The following is an 18924-nucleotide window of genomic DNA, read 5'->3' on the forward strand; positions in this document are numbered from 1 at the left end:
CCGGAAGATCGGGGCTCCATAAAGCGGCGGCAGCATGACCTTCTCTCTTTCCCGAATTTCCGGCGCGTGGCAGATGGCCGGCGCGCTTCTTGGCATCTCCATCTCGGCGCTCGGCGCCCTGTCGGCGAGCGCCGCCGACAACCCGAAACCGGCCAAGGAATTGTTCGGCGCCGTCAATGCGCCCAGCACCGGCATCCCGACACCCTATGGCTTTTACGCCAAGGGCTGCATCGAGGGCGCGCAGGCGCTGCCCATCGACGGACCGAACTGGCAGGTGATGCGCCTTTCGCGTAACCGAAACTGGGGGCACCCCGCCCTTCTCTCCACCATCCAGAAACTGTCGCGTGACGGTGCCAAGGACGGCTGGCCGGGCCTGCTCATCGGCGATATTTCCCAGCCGCGCGGCGGCCCGATGAAGAACGGCCATGCATCGCACCAGATCGGCCTCGATGCCGATATCTGGCTGACGCCGATGCCGAACCGCCGCCTTTCCGCCGACGAGCGGGAAAAGATGCCTTTCACCTCGATGCTCGAACCCAACAAGTTCCTGACGATCAACGACAAGTGGACGCCCGCCCATGCCCGCATCATCATGCGGGCCGCGAGCTATCCGGAAATCCAGCGCATCTTCGTCAACCCGGCCATCAAGAAGAAGCTCTGCGAAACCTGGACCGGCGACCGCAACATGCTTGGAAAGGTGCGCCCGATCTATGGTCACGACGCCCATTTCCACATTCGCCTTGCCTGCCCTGCCGGTTCCGCCAACTGCAAGGAACAGGCCTCCACCCCGACGGGTGACGATTGCGGCAAGAATCTCGCCTGGTGGTTCACCAAGGAACCGTGGGCCGCACCGAAGAAGGACCCGAACGCGCCGCCGCCCAAGCCGCCGAAGCCCGTGACGCTGGCCGACCTCCCAAAAGCCTGCACCGCCGTTCTGGCCTCACCCGCCGCCACGCGCTGAAAGCACCGTTAAAGGGCTTGCCTCCCTCGGGCGGGAGCGCTATTCAATCGGTTGAAACCGCGATTGAGCGATGATTGGGCTTTCCCGGCCATCGTTCAATCTTAATGGTTCGGGTGTATTCCAGCACCTGAACCCGGCCCGCTCCCGGCGGGACCCGCCAGCCCCCTTGCCACGGCGCCCTCCGGCGCGGATTGGATAGACGATGCTCAAATACCCGGACACCGACCATCAGCCCTTTCCGATCCTGATCGGCGACATCGGCGGCACGAATGCCCGCTTCTCGATTCTGATCGACGCCTATGCCGAGCCGAAGGATTTCCCCGTGCTCAAGACGGCGGATTTCCCGAATATCGAGGATGCGATCCAGTCCGGCGTTCTGGACAAGACTTCACTTCAGCCGCGCTCGGCCATCCTCGCCGTCGCCGGCCCCATTGCCGCGCAGGAAATTCCGCTGACAAACTGCCACTGGGTGCTGCGCCCGGCCAACATGCGCCAGAGCCTTGGCCTTGAAGACATCATCGTCATCAACGATTTCGAGGCACAGGCGCTGGCCGTTGCCGCGCTTTCAGAAGACAGCCGCGAGGAAATCGGTTCGGTGGGCAAGGTGCAGGTCGCCTCGCGCGTCGTGCTGGGACCGGGCACCGGCCTTGGCGTTGCGGGCCTCGTCCATGTCCAGCGCCGCTGGATTCCGGTCTCCGGCGAAGGCGGCCATGTTGATCTCGGCCCCCGCACCGAGCGTGATCTTTCCGTCTTTCCGCATCTCGAGCGGATCGAAGGCCGCGTCTCCGCCGAACAGGTGTTGTGCGGCCGCGGGCTCGTAAACCTCTACCGGGCCGTCTGCGTGGCCGATGGCGTCAAGCCGACCTTTGGCGACCCGGCCGACATCACCACTGCCGGTCTTTCCGGCAGCGATTCTGTCGCTGTCGAGACGCTTTCGCTCTTTGCCACCTATCTTGGCCGCGTGGCCGGTGATCTGGCGCTGACCTTCATGGCGCGCGGCGGCGTCTATCTCGCCGGCGGCATTTCGCAGAAGATCCTGCCGGCTTTGCAGAAGCCGGAGTTCCGCGCTGCCTTCGAGGACAAGGCACCGCATTCGGCCCTGCTGCGCTCCACCCCGACCTACGTGGTGACGCATCCGATGGCCGCGCTGGCGGGGCTTGCCGCCTATGCCCGCACCCCCACCAATTTCGGTGTCGCGACCGAAGGCCGCCGCTGGCGCGGCTGAGCTTCGGCCGCGCGAAACCCTATGGCCAAACGGCTTCCCAGCCTCTATAGAGCTTTTCCGTTCCAAAGACTGCGACGGAAAAGCTCTATCTGTTTGTTCAGACGCGATTCCGGACGCAAAACCGCTACGCACTTTTGCTGAAATTGCTCTGGACGCGGCGGCAAAGCATCTGAACCCACAGGAAGGTTTCGCGCCCTTGACCGAAGCGGATAAGCCGAAGCGTGCCATCGACAGCCAGGGCGTGCGTGACGTTCTCAAGCGTGTCATCGCCGAGAACGGGCGTGAGCATCTCAAGTCCTACATCCTTGCCATCATCTGCCTCGGCATTGTCGCGGGCACCACGGCCTTTACGGCCTGGATCATGGAATCGGTCATCAACGAGGCCTTCGGGCGCTCGGATTCCGGCATGATCTGGATCATCTGTGTCGTGATCTTCCTGACCTTCGTGGCGCGCGGCTTCGCGACCTACTGGCAGGCGGTTCTGCTGCTGAAGATCGGCAACAACATCGTCGCCAAATACCAGCGCCGCATCTACGAACACCTCATGAAACTCTCGGTCGGCTTTTACAGCGAATCGCGATCGGCACAGCTCGCCGCACAGATCAGCCAGAATATTTCCGGCATTCGCGACGTGCTGAACATGACGGTGACCTCCATCGCCCGCGACTTCCTGACCCTGATTGCCCTCATCGGCGTGATGCTGTCCAAAGACTGGGTGCTGACGCTGATCGTCTTCGTCGTGGCGCCGCCGCTGATGCTCGGCCTGCGTTATGTTTCCAAGCGCCTGCGCGCAGCGACCCGCCAGTCGGTGGAAATCAACAGCCGCGTCCTCGGCGCCATGCAGGAAAGCGTGCAAGGCATTGCCGTGGTGAAGGCCTTCACCATGGAAGACCAGTTGAACAGCAAGGTGCGGGTGCTGATCGACGACGCCGAGATGCGCGCCAACAAGATCGCCCGTCTGGCCGAACGCACGGCACCGATGACGGAAACCTTCGCCGGCCTGGCAATTTCCTGCGTGCTCGCCTACACCGCCTATATGTCGCTCTATCAGGGTGCCCTGCCCGGCGCCTTCGTGTCGTTCGTCACAGCTCTTCTGATGGCCTATGATCCAGCCCGCCGCCTTGCCCGCCTTCAGGTGCGCGTCGAGGCCGCCGTGACCAACGCCCGCATGCTCTACGAGATCCTCGACATCGAACCGCATCAGCGCGATGTCGATGGCGCGAAATCCCTCGTGACGGATAATGCCCGCATCGAATTTCGCGACGTGACCTTCTCCTACGGCAACGGCAAACCTGTGCTCGACCGTGTGTCCTTCGTGGCCGAGGGTGGCAAGACGACGGCGCTGGTCGGCCCTTCCGGCGCCGGCAAGTCTACGATCATCAATCTCATTCCGCGTTTCTACGACCCGGAAGGCGGCTCGATCCTGATCGACGGGCAGGACATCGCAATGGTGACGAAATCGTCGCTTCGCGAACACCTCGCCTATGTCTCGCAGCAACCTTACCTGTTCGAAGGCACGATCCGTGACAACATCCGCTATGGTCGGCCCGATGCGACGGATGTGCAAGTGGAGGAAGCTGCGCGGCTGGCCTATGCCCACGACTTCATCCTGGCGCAGCCGATGGGTTACGACACGCCCGTTGGGGAAAATGGCGTGACACTGTCGGGCGGCCAGCGCCAGCGGCTTTCGATTGCCCGCGCTCTGGTTCGCAACGCACCGATCCTGCTTCTCGATGAGGCAACGTCTGCGCTCGATACGGAATCGGAAGCCTTCGTGCAGAAGGCGCTCGACACTGCCATGGCCGGCCGCACGGTGATCGTGATTGCACATCGCCTGTCCACCGTCGTCAACGCCGACAAGATCGTGGTGATGCACGAAGGCAAGGTGGCGGAAGAAGGCACGCATGAATCGCTGAGCGCCCGTGAAAACGGGCTTTACGCGCGCCTCAACAACCTGCAAACAGTGCGAACGGATATTTGACGGAAGCGACATGACGAAGACCGGCATGAAACTGGTGGTGACGGGTGCGGGCGGGCGCATGGGCCAGACGCTCATTCGCATCATAGCAGCGATGGAAGGCGTGACACTGCATGCCGCGATCGCGCGTGCGGGTTCATCGCTCATCGGCCGTGATGCCGGCGAATTCGCCGGCGTGGGGCATCTCGGTGTTCCCGTGACCTCCGATCCGCTGGCCGCCTTCGTCCATGCTGATGGCGTTGTCGACTTCACCACGCCAGCCACCAGCGTCGAGTATGCCGCGCTTGCCGCCCAAGCGCGCATCGTCCACGTCATCGGCACGACCGGCTGCTCTTCGGCCGACGAGGAAAAGATCCGCGCCGCCGCCCGCCATGCCCGCATCGTCAAATCCGGCAATATGAGCCTTGGCGTGAACCTTCTGGCCGAGCTGGTGCGACAAGCCGCCCGCTCGCTCGATGCCGCCGACTGGGATATTGAAGTCCTTGAAATGCACCACAAACACAAGGTCGATGCCCCCTCCGGCACGGCGCTGCTGCTTGGGCAGGCGGCTGCGGACGGCCGCGGCGTCGATCTTCAGGAAACCTCGGTGCGCGTGCGCGACGGCCACACCGGCCCGCGCAATGCCGGCGATATCGGCTTTGCGACACTGCGTGGCGGCTCCGTCATCGGCGAGCATTCCGTGCTGCTTGCCGGCGAAGGCGAGATCGTCACGCTGTCGCACAGCGCCGGCGACCGCACCATCTTTGCCCGTGGCGCGGTGAAGGCCGCACTCTGGGCCTTCGGGCAGAAGCCCGGCTTCTACTCCATGTCCGATGTTCTCGGACTGTCGAAATCCTGATTGCCTTTCCACCATCCCAAGCGGAGGATCATGTCATGAGCGGTACCCTCGTCCTCGTTCGCCACGGCCAGAGCGAATGGAACCTGAAAAACCTTTTCACCGGCTGGCGCGACCCGGACCTGACCGCGCTCGGCGTGGAAGAAGCCAATGCCGGCGGCAAGGCACTGGCCGAATACGGCATCAAGTTCGACATCGCCTTCACCTCGGCGCTGACTCGCGCCCAGAAGACGCTCGGCATCATTCTGGAAAATGTCGGCCAGACCGGCCTTGAAACGATCAAGGACGAGGCGCTGAACGAGCGCGACTATGGCGATCTTTCCGGCCTGAACAAGGACGATGCCCGCGCCAAGTGGGGCGAGGAACAGGTCCACATCTGGCGCCGCTCCTACGACGTTCCGCCTCCGGGCGGCGAAAGCCTGCGCGACACCGGTGCGCGCGTCTGGCCCTATTACCTCACGGAAATCCTGCCGCGCGTCCTGTCGGGCCAGAACGTTCTGGTCGCCGCCCATGGCAATTCGTTGCGCGCCCTTGTCATGGTGCTCGACCGCCTGTCCAAGGAAGAGATCCTCAAGCTCAACCTCGCGACCGGTGTGCCGATGGTCTACAAGCTCAAGGCCGATTCGACCGTCGCATCGAAGGACGTTCTCGGCGACATGTCCGGCGCGCATTAAGCGCTGGCGGCCGATAAATCCATTGAAACCGCCCGCCGGACCAGTATCCGGCGGGCGGTTTACGTTTGAGCCGCATCACACTTCGACAGTGAACTGCACCCTGTCCGCCGGGAAGCGGCTGACGGCAAACTGGATCGGCATGCCCTCCGGATCGGCATTCACCGCCTGTGTGACCAGCACGATGGCACCGGGCGCAAGGCCAAGATCGGCGAGATCGCCGGGTTCGGCATGAACAGCGCTGATTTCCGTCTTCACCCGCACATAGTCCTCGACCCCGAAAGCCCGAAGCGCTGCGGTTACTGAACCGGACTTGGCGAATGCATCGGCCAGACCGTGAAAGCGAGGCAGCGGAAACCATGCTGTCGAGCGCGACATGCCCCGCTTGTCGGCGCTGCGCAGGGTTTCGATGCGCAGAACCGGTGCATGCGGCGCAAGGTGAAGCGCTGTGGACACCGCTGCACTGGCGGGTTCTTCCGCGTGATCCAGCAGCGCCCCGGATAGCGCGCGGGCCTGCTCACCCACCCCTTCCGTAAAGCGGGTGCGCCGGGAAATCGGCAGACTCAGCCGCTCGCGGCGCAGGATCAGCGTTCCGATCCCCTGCACCGGACGCAGCATGCCTTCCTGCGTCAGCGCCGAAAGGGCGGCGCGGACAGTGTGGCGGTTCACCCCGAAATCGGCGGCCAGCACCGTTTCCGGCGGCACCATGCCGGTTTCGTCGTAGCTGCCATCGGCAATGGCCGCCCGGATTCGGTCAGCAATCTGCCGCCACAGGGCCACACCGCTTTGTCGTCTCACCAGTCCGCCGTCGTTCATCCGTCACACGCTTGTCATGGGTTCGGAATAGATATACATCTTAATGTATGGTTGTCTACATAAATAGACATTTGAGGTGCAGAGGATGGCCGAAACGGCAACACCAACCCCGGAAACGCTGCGCGCCAAACGCGCTTCCGACCTGATCGCCCGCGCCACGCGGGCGGAACTGGCAACGCTGATCGACACGCTGGGCGGACCTTTCGAAGCCAGGCCGCTGCGCGGGCCTGAAACCGGACTGGTCATGGTGCGCGGGCGTATCGGCGGCGGCGGCGCCCCCTTCAATCTGGGCGAAGTCACGGTCAGCCGCGCTTCTGTGCGCCTTGCCTCCGGCACGGTCGGCCATGCGCAGACGCTCGGCACCGACCGCCAAAAAGCAAGGCTCGGCGCCATCATTCATGCGCTGTGGCAGGAGGCGGCCACACGCGACAGCATCGAGACCCGCCTGCTGACGCCAGTGGAACAGCGCATAGCGGAGGCCCGGGGCCATGCGCGCGCGCAGACCGCCGCCACGCGTGTCGATTTCTTCACCATGGTACGAGGAGAGGACTGATGGGCCTTGAATCCGATTCGCTTTCCGGCGGCTTTCACGATCCGGTCTTTCAGGGTCAGGCCGTGTTCCGCCTCGTCATGGACGCCATGGCACGCCCCGGCACGCTGCAAACGGTGACGGACGATACCGGCGCTCCTTCCCCCCTCGGGATCGCGGCCGGCGCCATCGCGCTCACCCTTCTCGATCACGATACGCCGGTCTGGCTTTCAGTGCGGTTGCAGAAATCGGCCCTACCAGGCTGGCTCTCCTTCCACACCGGCGCGCCGCCTGCCCCGGAAAAGGCAGAGGCCCGCTTCGCCTTCATCGAGGCCGGCGCGCCCCTTCCTTCCTTCGGCCTGTTTTCGGCCGGCACGCAGGAGTATCCGGACCGTTCGGTAACGCTGATCATCGAGATTGCCAGCTTCGAGGGCACCACGCCGCTGAAGCTGACCGGCCCCGGCATCGCCGGCGGGCGGATCGTTCACCCGTCAGGATTGCCCGATGGCTTCCTGCGGCAATGGGCGGAAAACCATGTGCTGTTTCCGCGCGGTGTGGATGTGGTGCTGACGGCGGGTGACCGCTTCCTCTGTCTGCCGCGCACGACGCGGATTTCCGCAGGAGCGTTGTGAGATGTATGTAGCCGTCAAGGGCGGGGAAACCGCCATCGCCAACGCGCACCGCCTGCTCGCCGACCGGCGGCGGGGAGATCGCTCGCTTCCGGCCGTTTCCAGTGAACAGGTTATCGAGCAACTGGCGCTTGCCGTCGACCGCGTCATGGCCGAAGCCTCGCTTTACGATCGCGATCTCGCGGCCCTTGCCTTCCGGCAGGCGCGCGGCGACATGATCGAGGCCATTTTCCTGCTGCGCGCCTACCGCACCACCCTGCCACGCTTCGGCGTGTCGAGCCCCATCGATACCGGCGCGATGCTGATCGAACGGCGTGTGTCTGCCACATACAAGGACCTGCCGGGCGGCCAGCTTCTCGGTCCCACCTTCGATTACACCCACCGCCTGCTCGACCCCACGCTGCTGGAAGACGGTCCGGTGGAGGAAGGCGCCGAACGCACGGAAACGCCCGAAGCCGTGATGCGCGTGTCCGAAATTCTTGCCCAGGAAGGTTTGATCGAGGGTGACGGCACGCTGGGCGAAGATGAGGGCGGCGGCGACCTGACGCGCGAGCCGATGGAGTTTCCCATGAGCCGCGACCTGCGCCTGCAGGCCCTGGCGCGCGGCGACGAAGGTTTCCTGCTGGCGCTCGGTTATTCCACCCAGCGCGGCTACGGCCGCACCCACCCCTTCACCGGCGAAATCCGCATCGGTGAGGTCGAGATCGAGATCGATGCACCGGAACTGGGCTATGCCGTTTCGCTTGGCGAAATCCGCGTGACGGAATGCCAGATGGTCAACCAGTTCAAAGGCTCGGCCAAGGTGCCGCCGCAGTTCACCCGCGGCTATGGCCTCGTCTTCGGCCAGAGCGAGCGCAAAGCCATGTCCATGTCGCTGGTCGACCGGGCGCTTCGGGCCCGTGAGTTCGGCGAGGATATTGTCGCCCCGGCGCAGGATGAGGAATTCGTTCTCTCCCACTGCGACAACGTGCAGGCGACGGGCTTCGTGGAACATCTGAAGCTGCCGCATTACGTGGATTTCCAGGCCGAACTCGGCCTTGTGCGGCGAATGCGGGCGGAGTTCGAAGCCGCCCGCACCGCATCCGAATCATCAGACAGGAAGGAGGCCGCGGAATGAGCGATCTGGCAGCCTACAACTTCGCCTATCTGGACGAGCAGACCAAGCGGATGATCCGCCGTGCCATCCTCAAGGCCATCGCCATTCCCGGCTATCAGGTGCCCTTCGCCTCGCGCGAAATGCCCATGCCCTATGGCTGGGGAACGGGTGGCGTGCAGGTGACGGCGGCGATCATCGGCCCCGCCGACGTGCTGAAGGTCATCGATCAGGGCGCCGACGACACGACCAACGCCGTTTCCATCCGCGCCTTCTTCGCCAAGGTGGCGAATGTGGCGGTGACCACCCATACCGACGAGGCGACGATCATCCAGACGCGCCACCGCATTCCGGAAAAGGTGCTGAAGGAAGGACAGGTGCTCGTCTATCAGGTGCCGATCCCCGAGCCACTGCGCTATCTCGAGCCGCGTGAAACCGAAACGCGCACCATGCATGCGCTGTCCGAGTATGGCCTGATGCATGTGAAACTTTACGAGGACATCGCCATCAACGGCCATATCGCCACCACCTACGCCTATCCGGTAAAGGTGGCGGGGCGCTACGTCATGGACCCGTCGCCCATTCCGAAATTCGACAATCCGAAGATGCATATGTCGGAAGCACTCCAGCTTTTCGGTGCGGGCCGCGAGAAGCGCATCTATGCCGTGCCGCCTTTCACAGAGGTCGTCAGTCTCGATTTCGAGGATCACCCTTTCGAGGTACAGACCTTCGACAAGCCCTGCGCGCTCTGCGGTGCGGAGAACGTCTATCTCGACGAGGTGATCCTCGATGACCGCGGCGGACGCATGTTCGTCTGCTCCGACACCGACCATTGCGAGGAGCGCCGCGCCTGCGGCTGTGTCGGCGAACTCGGCGTGAAGGAGGCAGCGGAATGACCGGCACCTTGCGAAAAGCCCCCCTCACCCCCCTGCCGGGACCTTCTCCCCGCTGGGGAGAAGAGGATCAAGGTCACAACATCGCTTCCTTCGCCTTCTCCCCCGCGGGGAGAAGGTGGCGGCAGCCGGATGAGGGGGCCGCCTGCGCAAAAGCCGATTTTCTGGAGTACATCCGATGACAGATACCCCTCTTTTCAAGGTCAGCGGCGTTTCGAAATTCTATGGCGCGCGTACCGGTTGCCGCGATGTGTCCTTCGAGCTTTTTCCGGGCGAAGTGCTGGCCATCGTCGGCGAAAGCGGCTCCGGCAAGACGACGCTGCTCAACTGCATCTCCACACGGCTTGCCCCCACCGCCGGTACCGTCGAATACCGCACGCGAGACGAAAACTGGCGCGACCTCTACCGCATGAGCGAGGCGGAACGGCGCATGCTGATGCGCACCGACTGGGGCTTCGTGCACCAGAACCCCGCCGACGGCCTGCGCATGACGGTTTCCGCCGGGGCAAATGCCGGCGAACGACTGATGGCGATTGGCCAGCGCCATTACGGGAACATCCGCACCACCGCCTCCGAATGGCTGGAGCGGGTGGAAATCGGTATTGACCGCATCGACGATCAACCCCGCGCCTTTTCCGGCGGCATGCGCCAGCGGCTGCAGATTGCCCGCAACCTCATCACCAGCCCGCGCCTCGTCTTCATGGACGAACCGACCGGTGGCCTCGACGTCTCGGTGCAGGCCCGCCTGCTCGATCTCATCCGCTCGCTGGTCAACGATCTCGGTCTCGCCGTCATCATCGTCACCCATGATCTCGCCGTCGCCCGGCTTCTTTCCCACCGCATGATGGTGATGAAGGACGGCCGCGTCATCGAAAGCGGCCTGACCGACCGCGTGCTGGACGATCCGCGCGAACCCTATACGCAATTGCTCGTTTCCTCGATTTTGCAGGTGTGACAATGCCGACCCCTCTTGTCGTTTCCGAAGTCCGGAAAAGCTTCGTCATGCACCTGCGCGGCGGCCTCGTTCTGCCGGTGGTATCCGATGTCAGTTTCTCCGTGGCAAGCGGCGAATGCGCCGTCCTGGCCGGCCCCTCGGGCATCGGCAAAAGCTCGATCCTGAAAATGCTCTACGGCAATTACGCCGTCGACAGCGGCCAGATCCTTGTCGATCACGACGGCAAGGTGATCGACATGGCCAAGGCCTCGCCGCGTACCATTCTGGACATTCGCCGCAGGACCATGGGTTACGTCAGCCAGTTCCTGCGCACCGTACCGCGTGTCGCGGCCATCGATGTGGTGGCAGAGCCGCTGCTGGCGCGGGGCATCGCACAGGAAGAAGCTCGTGAACGGGCGGGTGCCATGCTCGCCCGTCTCAACCTGCCGAAGGAATTGTGGCAGCTTCCGCCCTCCACCTTTTCCGGCGGTGAGCAACAGCGCGTGAACATCGCGCGCGGCTTCATTACCGATCATTCGATCCTGCTGCTCGATGAGCCGACCGCCTCGCTCGACGCGGCGAACCGCGCCGTGGTGGAGGACCTGATTGCCGCCAAGAAGGCGGCGGGTGTCGCCATCATCGGCATTTTCCACGATCTCGACGTGCGCGAGAAGGTCGCCGACCGCTTAATCGACGTCTCGGGCTTCTCGCCCAGAAAGAAGGCCGCATGAGCACGCTCTCCGAACAGCCCTCGATCCATGACACGGCACTGGTCGAAAACTCGACGCTTGGGCGCTATACCGAGGTGGCCGAGTTCTGCCGCATCCGCGAAAGTGAGATCGGCGACTATTCCTATGTGATGGAACACGGCCACCTGTGGAACGCGAAAATCGGCAAGTTCTCGAACATTGCCGCCTTCGTGCGCATCAACGCCACCAACCATCCCATGGACCGGGCAACGTTGCATCACTTCACCTACCGGGCCGGCAAATACTGGCCGGGCGTGGAAGAAGACGAGGCGGATTTCTTCGCCGCCCGCCGCTCAAAACCCGTGGTCATCGGCCACGACACCTGGATCGGCCATGGCGTGACGCTCCTGCCTGGGGTGACCGTCGGCAATGGCGCGGTGATCGGTTCGGGCGCCGTGGTGAGCCGGGACGTAGCCCCTTACACCATCGTTACCGGTGTTCCAGCCAAGCCGGCACGCGAGCGGTTCGACCGGGAGACCGTCGCCCGGCTTGAAGCGCTCGCCTGGTGGGACTGGGATCACGAACGACTGAGGGAAGGGCTGAACGACTTCCGTACGCTCTGCGTCCATGACTTCCTCAAGCGATATGGCGGCTGAGCGCCCGCCACCCGTTCAAAAAACCGGTCGGCTTCTGCACTTTAACAAAACTGTCATTCAGATGACATGAGCGCTTCACGACCGAACGCTATTGCCGGGCATGAATTAATGGCAATGGACGGATGAACATGAAGTTCGAACTGAGGAATGTCACCCGGCGTTTCGGCGGTCATATCGCGGTAAACAGCGTCAATCTGAGCATTCCGCAGGGACAGATGGTCGGCGTCATCGGCCGCTCCGGCGCCGGCAAGTCCACGCTTCTGCGCATGATCAACCGTCTGGCCGACCCGACCTCCGGTTCGCTGCATTTCGGCGATCTCGAAGTCTCCGCGCTCCGCGGCGGGGCGCTGCGCAACTGGCAGCGCGATTGCGCCATGATCTTCCAGCAGTTCAATCTCGTGCCGCGCCTCGATGTGCTGACCAATGTCATGCTCGGCCGGCTGAACCATCGTTCGACAGCGATGAGCCTGCTCAACATCTTCACCCGCGAAGAGCGCATTGCCGCGATTGCCGCGCTGGAACGGCTCGGCATCGAGCAAACGGCGCTTCAGGCCGCAGGCACGCTTTCGGGCGGCCAGCAGCAGCGCGTGGCCATTGCTCGCGCCCTGATGCAGTCGCCGAAGATGCTGCTTGCAGACGAACCCATCGCCTCGCTCGATCCGCTCAACGCCCGCATCGTCATGGATGCGCTGAAGGACATCAACGAACGCGAAGGCATTACCGTCATCACCAACCTGCACACGCTCGATACCGCCCGCGCCTATTGCGAGCGGATCATCGGCATGTCGGCCGGCCGCGTCGTGTTTGACGGCGGCCCGAACGAACTCGATGCCGAGGCCGTGCGCACGATCTACGGCACCGGTCATGACGGCGCTGAAATCGACGAGAGCATGACCTCGACTGCGATCAGCGTTGGTCATGCCGCACCGGTTGCCGTCGCCTCCTTTTCGGTGATGGCCTGAATTCATTCCCATCATGGCGTCCATGCGGGCGCCATTTTTCTTGATCCCCTCAACCAGGAGAAACACCTCATGCTGAAGAAACTTCTTCTTGCCGCGACCGCCCTTGGCGTTCTCGCCGGTTCCGCTGCCGCTGCAGACGTCAAGGTTCTGCGCATCGGCCTCGATGGCTCGGAAAACGAAGCCGACCAGGTTCGCAACACCAAGTGCGTTGCCGATGGCCTGAAGGCTGCAACGGGCGTCGAAGACGTCCAGATCTTCCCTTCGCCGGACTATAACGGCGTCATCCAGGGCCTGCTCGGCGGTACGCTGGACATCGCTTCCATGGGCGCTTCCTCCTATGCCAAGATTGCCCTTGCCGATCCGAAGGCGGTCGACCCGATCCTGACCTATACGGGTTCGGACGGCTCCAGCGGCTACTACTCCATCATGGTCGCCCGCAAGGACAGCGGCATCAAGACGCTCGCCGACCTCAAGGGCAAGAAGCTCGGCTTCGCCGATCCCGACTCGACCTCCGGCTATCTCGTTCCGAACGTCGCCCTGCCGAAGGACATCGGCGCGCCGATCAAGGAGTACTTCTCCGAAACCGGCTTCGGCGGCGGCCATGAAAAGCTCGTTCTCGCCGTTCTCGACAAGAAGTTCGATGCCGGCACCACGTTCGGCTCGGGCGTTGGCAAGTGGGAAGAAGGCTATTCCGCCGGCAACCTTCACCAGATGGTTGGCAAGGGCATTCTCGATATGGACGATATCGTCGAGATCTGGAAGTCGCCGCTCATCCCGAACGGCCCGCTGATGGTGTCGAACAAGCTCGGCGAGGACATGAAGACCAAGGTCGAGAACTTCTTCATGGAACTGCCGAAGAAGGACCTCGCCTGCTTCCAGGGTTACACCCAGGGCAAGAACCAGGCCTATATCAAGGTCGATTCCTCCTTCTACCAGACGATCATCGACGCCCGTAAGTCCGTCATCGGCGGCTGATCGCATCCACGGCATGCAGGGCGGCTTTCCATCCGGGGGCCGCCCTTTCTTATGAAAAGGAAAACGGCATGGCGACCACGCTGGCACAATCCCCGGAACCTCGTCTCGGCGCACAGGCCGTGACGACGATGCGCCACTACCAGCAGCAATTGAACCGCCGCCGGATCTATACCGTGCTATCCATCGCGGTGTTCACGGTCATCCTCGTCGCTTCGCTCGACTTCGCCAACAGCGCCAATTCCGGCAAGTTCCTCGAACGCCTGCCCTATCTCTTCGACTTCCTGAAGACCTTCACGCCCGACAGCCCGGTCGATATTTTCCGCGCGATGTTCGACCTGCCTTCCCCCTTGGCCGACGGGTCGCTGAAATATGATTTCACGTCGGAGCGGGTCTACATCACCGATAACATCTACATTCCGCATTTCATCTACCAGCTCGTAATCACCGTGAATATCGCACTGGTTTCGACGCTGGTCGGCAGCACCTTTGCCTTCTGCCTGTGCTTCTTCGCCTCCACCAATCTGGTCGGGGCCGGAGCGACACGCTTCGTCGTCCGCCGCACGATGGAAGTGATGCGCGCTTTCCCGGAAATCGTCGTTGCCGGGCTCATCACCGCGATCCTGTCCATCGGCCCGATCGCGGCCATCGTCGCCATTACGATCCACACGGTCGGCGCGCTCGGTAAGCTGTTCTTCGAAGTAGTGGAAAATGCCGACATGAAGGCCGATGAGGGGTTGCGCGCCGTCGGTGCAAACTGGCTCACCCGCGTGCGCTTCGCTATCGTGCCGCAGGTTCTCCCGAACTTCGTCTCCTACACACTGCTGCGCGCCGAAGTGAATGTGCGTGCCTCCACCATCATCGGCGCGGTGGGCGGTGGCGGCATCGGCGAGGTGTTCCGGCTGGCCATCGGGCGCGACCACGCGGCCAAGGCCTATGCGATCATCATTCTCCTGCTCGTCACCATCATCGCCATCGACCAGTTCTCCGCCTGGCTGCGCCGCCGCCTGATGACCGACAAGCCCCTTCTCGCCGCTCCGGGAGCCCTGTGATGCACTCGACACCGCTCATTCCGCTGGCCGACCGCGAGCGCATCGAAAGACAATATGCCACCGTGCTCGGGCGCAGCTTCCTGCAGCGCTTCGGGCTGGCCATCGGCCTTGCCGCCGCAACCGTCTATCTCGCGCTCAGCTTCGTCTTCTTCAATGTCGGCCCCACCCTGATGAACGGGCAATGGGACCGCGCCACGGCCTATCTGCAGGACTGGATTTCCTGGCGGGCCCAGCCGCGCCTGCGCTTCGAGGACGGCAAGGTAACGCCGAAATGGACGCTGCGCGGGCAGTATCCCGAGGGCGCAAAGATCGACTGGCTGCAACCGCGCACCGATGGCGGCTATACCGTCTTTTACGGCAACGCCGACAACCGTTTGGAGGTGACGACGACCGCCGTGGACGTCATCATCGACGGCGTTTCCTACCCCGTGACGATTACCGCCGATGCAGTGCGTGCGCCCGCCGACCGACCGTCCGCCATCCGTCAGGACGAGACCAAGGTCATCGTCAGCTATGGTTTTGCGGGGCAGGCGGAAATCCGCGGTTCGCAGGTCTATGTGCAGCGCCGCTTCCTCGGCTGGGCGAACTTCTTCTTCGATACGCGCTCCGCCTTCTGGGGCAAGAGCTTTACGGAACTTGCCGGTCTTGCCATAAGCGGTGAAAGGCTCGACCCCGCGCGTTCCAACATTTCCGCTATGGCGGACGACTTCCTTGAAAACCATGTCTGGCAGCATGGCGATGTGTTCGGACAGCTTGCCCAGACGCTGGTGATGGCCTTTGTCGGCACGCTGTTCGGCACCGTGCTGGCCTTTCCGCTGGCCTTCATCGCAGCGCGCAACATCACGCGCAACCGTGTCGCCAACTGGGGCATGAAGCGGGCCTTCGACTTCCTGCGCTCCGTCGACATGCTGATCTGGGCGCTGTTCTTCACCCGCAGCTTCGGTCCCGGACCGATCCCCGGAATAGCCTCGATCTTCTTCACCGATTCCGGCGCGCTCGGAAAGGTCTATGCCGAGGCCATCGAGAACGTCGACGAGAAACAGCGCGAGGGCATGAAGTCGCTCGGGGCTTCGTCGGCGCTGGTCAACCGGTTCGGCGTTGTGCCGCAGGTTCTTCCGGTCTTCGTGTCGCAATCGCTTTATTTCTTCGAAAGCAACATCCGCTCGGCCACCGTCATCGGCGCCGTCGGTGCAGGCGGCATCGGCCTCAAGCTGCTGGAGGCCATGAGCACCAATGCCGACTGGGACAAGGTGGCCTATATGGTGCTCCTCATCCTTGGCGTCGTCTTCCTGTTCGACAACATTTCGAACACGTTGCGCTGGAAGCTGATCGGCAAGCAGGGACACTGAAACCAGTCACAGCGTGTCGTCATCGCAAAGCCTCTGCACACTTTTGCGCGACGCGCTCAAAGGCATCATCATTCTGTCACGGAACGGCGTTAGGGCAGAACCGACCTTGCGACGGGGTGGCGTTTGCACTCTAATGCACCACTCCCGCCGCCGACTGAAAGACCCGCCCGTGCGCTATGCCCTTTATTTCACGCCCGCCCAGGACGATCCGCTGACCGTTGCGGCCGCCCGGTGGCTCGGTCGCGACGCCTTCTCCGGAGGGCTCGTTGCCCAGGGCGACGAACCGCCTCTTTCTTCCGAAACGCTCCGGGAAGCAACCGCCGAACCGCGCCGCTACGGCTTCCATGCCACGTTGAAGGCTCCCTTCGCGCTGAAGGACGGTGCTTCGCTGACGGAACTGACGGAGAGCTTTGCCTCTTTCGCCGCCGAAACCCGTCGCTTCGAAATTCCTTCGCTGGCGCTCGGTCGCCTCGGCGCCTTCTTCGCGCTCGTGCCGGGCCAGCCCTCGGCTGAATTGCAGGCATTCGCCGCCGAAGCCGTTCGCCGCTTCGAGCCCTTCCGGGCGCCGCTTTCGGAAGGTGACATTGCCCGCCGCAAGCCGGATACGCTGCCGGCCATCCAGCGCGAGCATCTGCTGCGTTGGGGCTATCCCTACGTGTTCGATGAATTCCGCTTTCACATGACGCTGTCCGGCGCGCTGGAACCGGCACTGGCCGATGCCATCGAACCCCTGCTGAAAACCCGTTTCGCTTCCTTCCTCGGAAAGCCGCTGACCGTGTCCGGGCTTGCTCTTTTCGTTGAGCCCGAACGGGGAGCGCCATTCACCGTCCACACCTGGCTGCCACTTGCGGCCTGACCCCGCACGAGAGAAAACCATGCCCGCCGAACAGATCTTCACCAATGCCGCCATCGTTCTCGAGGACGAGATCGTCAACGGAACCATCCTTGTCCGTGATGGCAGGATCGCCGACATTTCTGCCGGCAACGTGCAGACCGGCGAGGATTGCGAAGGCGACTTCCTGATCCCCGGTCTCGTGGAACTGCACACCGACCATCTGGAAGGCCATTATTCGCCGCGTCCCAGCGTGCGCTGGAACAAGACGGCCGCCATTCAGGCCCATGACGCGCAGATTGCGTCCTCCGGCATCACCACCGTGTTCGACTGCCTGCGTCTCGGCTCCGACGAGGACGGCGGCTTCCAGAAGGGTGAAATGCGCGAGATGGCCGATGCGATCCAATCCGCCGAACGCGAGGGACGGTTGCGGGCCGAACACCTTCTGCACCTGCGCTGCGAAGTGGCCTCGAACGACGTACTCGACCACTTTTCCGATTTCGAGGAAGACCCGCATGTCCGCCTCATCTCGCTGATGGACCATTCCCCGGGCCAGCGGCAGTTCCAGTCAATGGACCAGTATGTCTTCTACTACAAAACCAAGCGCGGGCTGGACGACGCCGCCTTCGAGCGCTTTGTTGCCCGTCGCAAGGCGCTGTCGGCCGAATATTCGGCCAAGCACCGTGATTATCTCGCACAGGCCTGCGCCGAGCGCGGCATTACCGTTGCAAGCCATGACGACGCAACCGTTGCCCATGTCGAGGAAGCCATCGGCCATGGCGTGCGTCTTGCCGAATTCCCGACCAGCATCGAGGCGGCGAAGGCTTCGCACAGTGCCGGGATGAGCGTGCTGATGGGCGCACCGAATGTGGTGCGCGGCAAGTCGCATTCCGGCAACATCGCCGCCCGCGATCTGGCCGAGCACGGCGTTCTGGACGTTCTGTCGTCGGATTACGTGCCGTTCAGCCTGCTTTATGCGCCTTTCCTGCTGGCCGAAAGCGTCGAGGGCATGTCGCTGCCCAAAGCCATTTCCATGGTGACGGCGACGCCGGCCCGCACGGTTTCGCTCGATGATCGCGGCCGTATCGCGCCAGGGCTGCGCGCCGATCTCGTTCGGGTACACCGCTCCAACGACGTGCCGGTGGTGCGTTCGGTGTGGCGCGAAGGCCGGCGGGTCGTCTGATGGAGTGTGTTGCCGGCACCGGCAAGGGACTGTTGATCGTCGTCGTCGGCCCGAGCGGGGCCGGCAAGGACACACTGATGGACGCTGCCCGCACGCATTTTTCCGGGCGTGGTAACGTTCACTTCGTGCGCCGCGTCATCACACGCCCGGCGGAAGCGGGCGGCGAGGACCACGAAGCCGTTTCCCGCGAGACCTTCGACCGGCTGGTAGTGGAGGATCGTTTCGCGGTCTGGTGGGGCGCACATGGCCTGAAATACGGCGTGCCGCGCACCACCTGCGAGGAACTCGCCAAAGGCCACGTCGCTATCGTCAACGGCTCCCGCTCGGCACTGCGCGCCTTCGACCGGGTCTTTACCCGTGTGCGGGTGATCTCGGTGACGGCAAGGCCTGAGGTTCTGGCCGAACGGCTTGCGGCCCGCGGTCGCGAAAGCCGCGAGGATATTCTGAAACGCCTTGCCCGCACGCCGGCGGATATAGACGGTCATCTCGATGTGGTGACCGTGGATAATAGCGGCGCGCTCAACGATGCGGTGAAAGCGTTCATCGGCGTTCTGGAAACAGCGGTGGCTAAGCGGGTCTGATCCGCTCTATGGGTTAACGTGTGCCGCCTTTCCTTCTCCCCACCGGGGAGAAGGAGGGCAACAGGATCGCTCCATCATTCCTGC

20 protein-coding genes are annotated in these 18924 nt (G+C 63.2%); 19 read left to right on the forward strand and 1 reads right to left on the reverse strand.

Annotated features, from left to right (window positions below; translation table 11 throughout):
- Positions 1-34: 34 nt before the first annotated feature.
- The 5 genes from mepA to GGQ66_RS01505 all read left to right on the forward strand — a co-directional run bounded on the left by mepA (position 35) and on the right by GGQ66_RS01505 (position 5673).
- Positions 35-961 carry a penicillin-insensitive murein endopeptidase gene (gene mepA, locus GGQ66_RS01485; RefSeq protein ID WP_183788644.1) on the forward strand — a complete coding sequence of 309 codons (927 nt, stop codon included), beginning with the start codon at positions 35-37 and terminating at the stop codon, positions 959-961.
- Positions 962-1163: 202 nt separating this feature from the next.
- Positions 1164-2186, forward strand: a complete 1023-nt coding sequence (locus GGQ66_RS01490; protein ID WP_183788646.1) for a glucokinase — start codon at positions 1164-1166, stop codon at positions 2184-2186.
- Positions 2187-2382: 196 nt separating this feature from the next.
- Positions 2383-4167 carry an ABC transporter ATP-binding protein gene (locus GGQ66_RS01495; protein ID WP_183788648.1) on the forward strand — a complete coding sequence of 595 codons (1785 nt, stop codon included), beginning with the start codon at positions 2383-2385 and terminating at the stop codon, positions 4165-4167.
- A 10-nt stretch (positions 4168-4177) separates the two neighbouring features.
- Entirely contained in the window at positions 4178-5002 is an 825-nt protein-coding gene (dapB, locus tag GGQ66_RS01500) for a 4-hydroxy-tetrahydrodipicolinate reductase (protein WP_183788650.1), read from the forward strand.
- 35 nt (positions 5003-5037) lie between these two features.
- On the forward strand, positions 5038-5673 hold the full coding sequence (locus tag GGQ66_RS01505; protein WP_183788652.1) for a 2,3-bisphosphoglycerate-dependent phosphoglycerate mutase: 636 nt from the start codon (positions 5038-5040) through the stop codon (positions 5671-5673).
- A 75-nt stretch (positions 5674-5748) separates the two neighbouring features.
- On the opposite strand, the gene phnF is transcribed toward GGQ66_RS01505, so the two are convergent.
- On the reverse strand, positions 5749-6486 hold the full coding sequence (gene phnF / locus GGQ66_RS01510) for a phosphonate metabolism transcriptional regulator PhnF (protein ID WP_183788654.1): 738 nt from the start codon (positions 6484-6486) through the stop codon (positions 5749-5751).
- 85 nt (positions 6487-6571) lie between these two features.
- Here phnF and phnG point away from each other — a divergent pair, with 85 nt between their 5' ends.
- From phnG to phnN, 14 genes are all read left to right on the forward strand, one after another.
- Positions 6572-7039, forward strand: a complete 468-nt coding sequence (gene phnG / locus GGQ66_RS01515; RefSeq protein WP_183788656.1) for a phosphonate C-P lyase system protein PhnG — start codon at positions 6572-6574, stop codon at positions 7037-7039.
- Positions 7039-7647, forward strand: coding sequence for a phosphonate C-P lyase system protein PhnH (gene phnH / locus GGQ66_RS01520; protein ID WP_183788658.1), 609 nt, complete (start codon positions 7039-7041; stop codon positions 7645-7647). The genes phnG and phnH overlap by 1 nt, the downstream gene beginning before the upstream one ends.
- 1 nt (position 7648) lies before the next feature.
- On the forward strand, positions 7649-8761 hold the full coding sequence (locus GGQ66_RS01525; protein ID WP_183788660.1) for a carbon-phosphorus lyase complex subunit: 1113 nt from the start codon (positions 7649-7651) through the stop codon (positions 8759-8761).
- Positions 8758-9633: an alpha-D-ribose 1-methylphosphonate 5-phosphate C-P-lyase PhnJ gene (locus GGQ66_RS01530; protein WP_183788662.1), complete on the forward strand. Its 876-nt coding sequence runs from the start codon at positions 8758-8760 to the stop codon at positions 9631-9633. The genes GGQ66_RS01525 and GGQ66_RS01530 overlap by 4 nt, the downstream gene beginning before the upstream one ends.
- 175 nt (positions 9634-9808) lie before the next feature.
- Complete coding sequence (gene phnK / locus GGQ66_RS01535) at positions 9809-10585, forward strand: phosphonate C-P lyase system protein PhnK (protein ID WP_183788664.1); 777 nt, start codon at positions 9809-9811, stop codon at positions 10583-10585.
- 2 nt (positions 10586-10587) lie between these two features.
- On the forward strand, positions 10588-11295 hold the full coding sequence (gene phnL, locus GGQ66_RS01540; RefSeq protein ID WP_183788666.1) for a phosphonate C-P lyase system protein PhnL: 708 nt from the start codon (positions 10588-10590) through the stop codon (positions 11293-11295).
- The gene (locus GGQ66_RS01545) at positions 11292-11909 is read left to right on the forward strand and encodes an LbetaH domain-containing protein (protein WP_183788668.1); all 618 of its coding nucleotides are present in this window, start codon (positions 11292-11294) and stop codon (positions 11907-11909) included. Before phnL ends, GGQ66_RS01545 begins: the two co-directional genes overlap by 4 nt.
- Positions 11910-12037: 128 nt before the next feature.
- Positions 12038-12871 carry a phosphonate ABC transporter ATP-binding protein gene (gene phnC / locus GGQ66_RS01550; RefSeq protein WP_183788670.1) on the forward strand — a complete coding sequence of 278 codons (834 nt, stop codon included), beginning with the start codon at positions 12038-12040 and terminating at the stop codon, positions 12869-12871.
- 69 nt (positions 12872-12940) lie between these two features.
- The gene (gene phnD / locus GGQ66_RS01555; RefSeq protein ID WP_183788672.1) at positions 12941-13846 is read left to right on the forward strand and encodes a phosphonate ABC transporter substrate-binding protein; all 906 of its coding nucleotides are present in this window, start codon (positions 12941-12943) and stop codon (positions 13844-13846) included.
- Positions 13847-13914: 68 nt separating this feature from the next.
- Positions 13915-14895: a phosphonate ABC transporter, permease protein PhnE gene (phnE, locus tag GGQ66_RS01560; protein ID WP_183788674.1), complete on the forward strand. Its 981-nt coding sequence runs from the start codon at positions 13915-13917 to the stop codon at positions 14893-14895.
- Positions 14895-16244 (forward strand): phosphonate ABC transporter, permease protein PhnE, encoded by a 1350-nt coding sequence (gene phnE / locus GGQ66_RS01565; protein ID WP_183788676.1) that lies wholly within the window; start codon positions 14895-14897, stop codon positions 16242-16244. The genes phnE (GGQ66_RS01560) and phnE (GGQ66_RS01565) overlap by 1 nt, the downstream gene beginning before the upstream one ends.
- 169 nt (positions 16245-16413) lie before the next feature.
- A complete protein-coding gene (locus GGQ66_RS01570) occupies positions 16414-17100 on the forward strand; it encodes a DUF1045 domain-containing protein (protein WP_183788678.1) in 687 nt (228 codons plus the stop codon).
- Between the two features lie 19 nt (positions 17101-17119).
- Positions 17120-18259, forward strand: coding sequence for an alpha-D-ribose 1-methylphosphonate 5-triphosphate diphosphatase (locus GGQ66_RS01575; RefSeq protein ID WP_183788680.1), 1140 nt, complete (start codon positions 17120-17122; stop codon positions 18257-18259).
- Positions 18259-18840 carry a phosphonate metabolism protein/1,5-bisphosphokinase (PRPP-forming) PhnN gene (gene phnN, locus GGQ66_RS01580; RefSeq protein ID WP_183788682.1) on the forward strand — a complete coding sequence of 194 codons (582 nt, stop codon included), beginning with the start codon at positions 18259-18261 and terminating at the stop codon, positions 18838-18840. Before GGQ66_RS01575 ends, phnN begins: the two co-directional genes overlap by 1 nt.
- Positions 18841-18924: the final 84 nt, after the last annotated feature.

The organism is Allorhizobium borbori, from assembly GCF_014196535.1.
Classification (GTDB): Bacteria; Pseudomonadota; Alphaproteobacteria; order Rhizobiales; family Rhizobiaceae; genus Ectorhizobium; species Ectorhizobium borbori.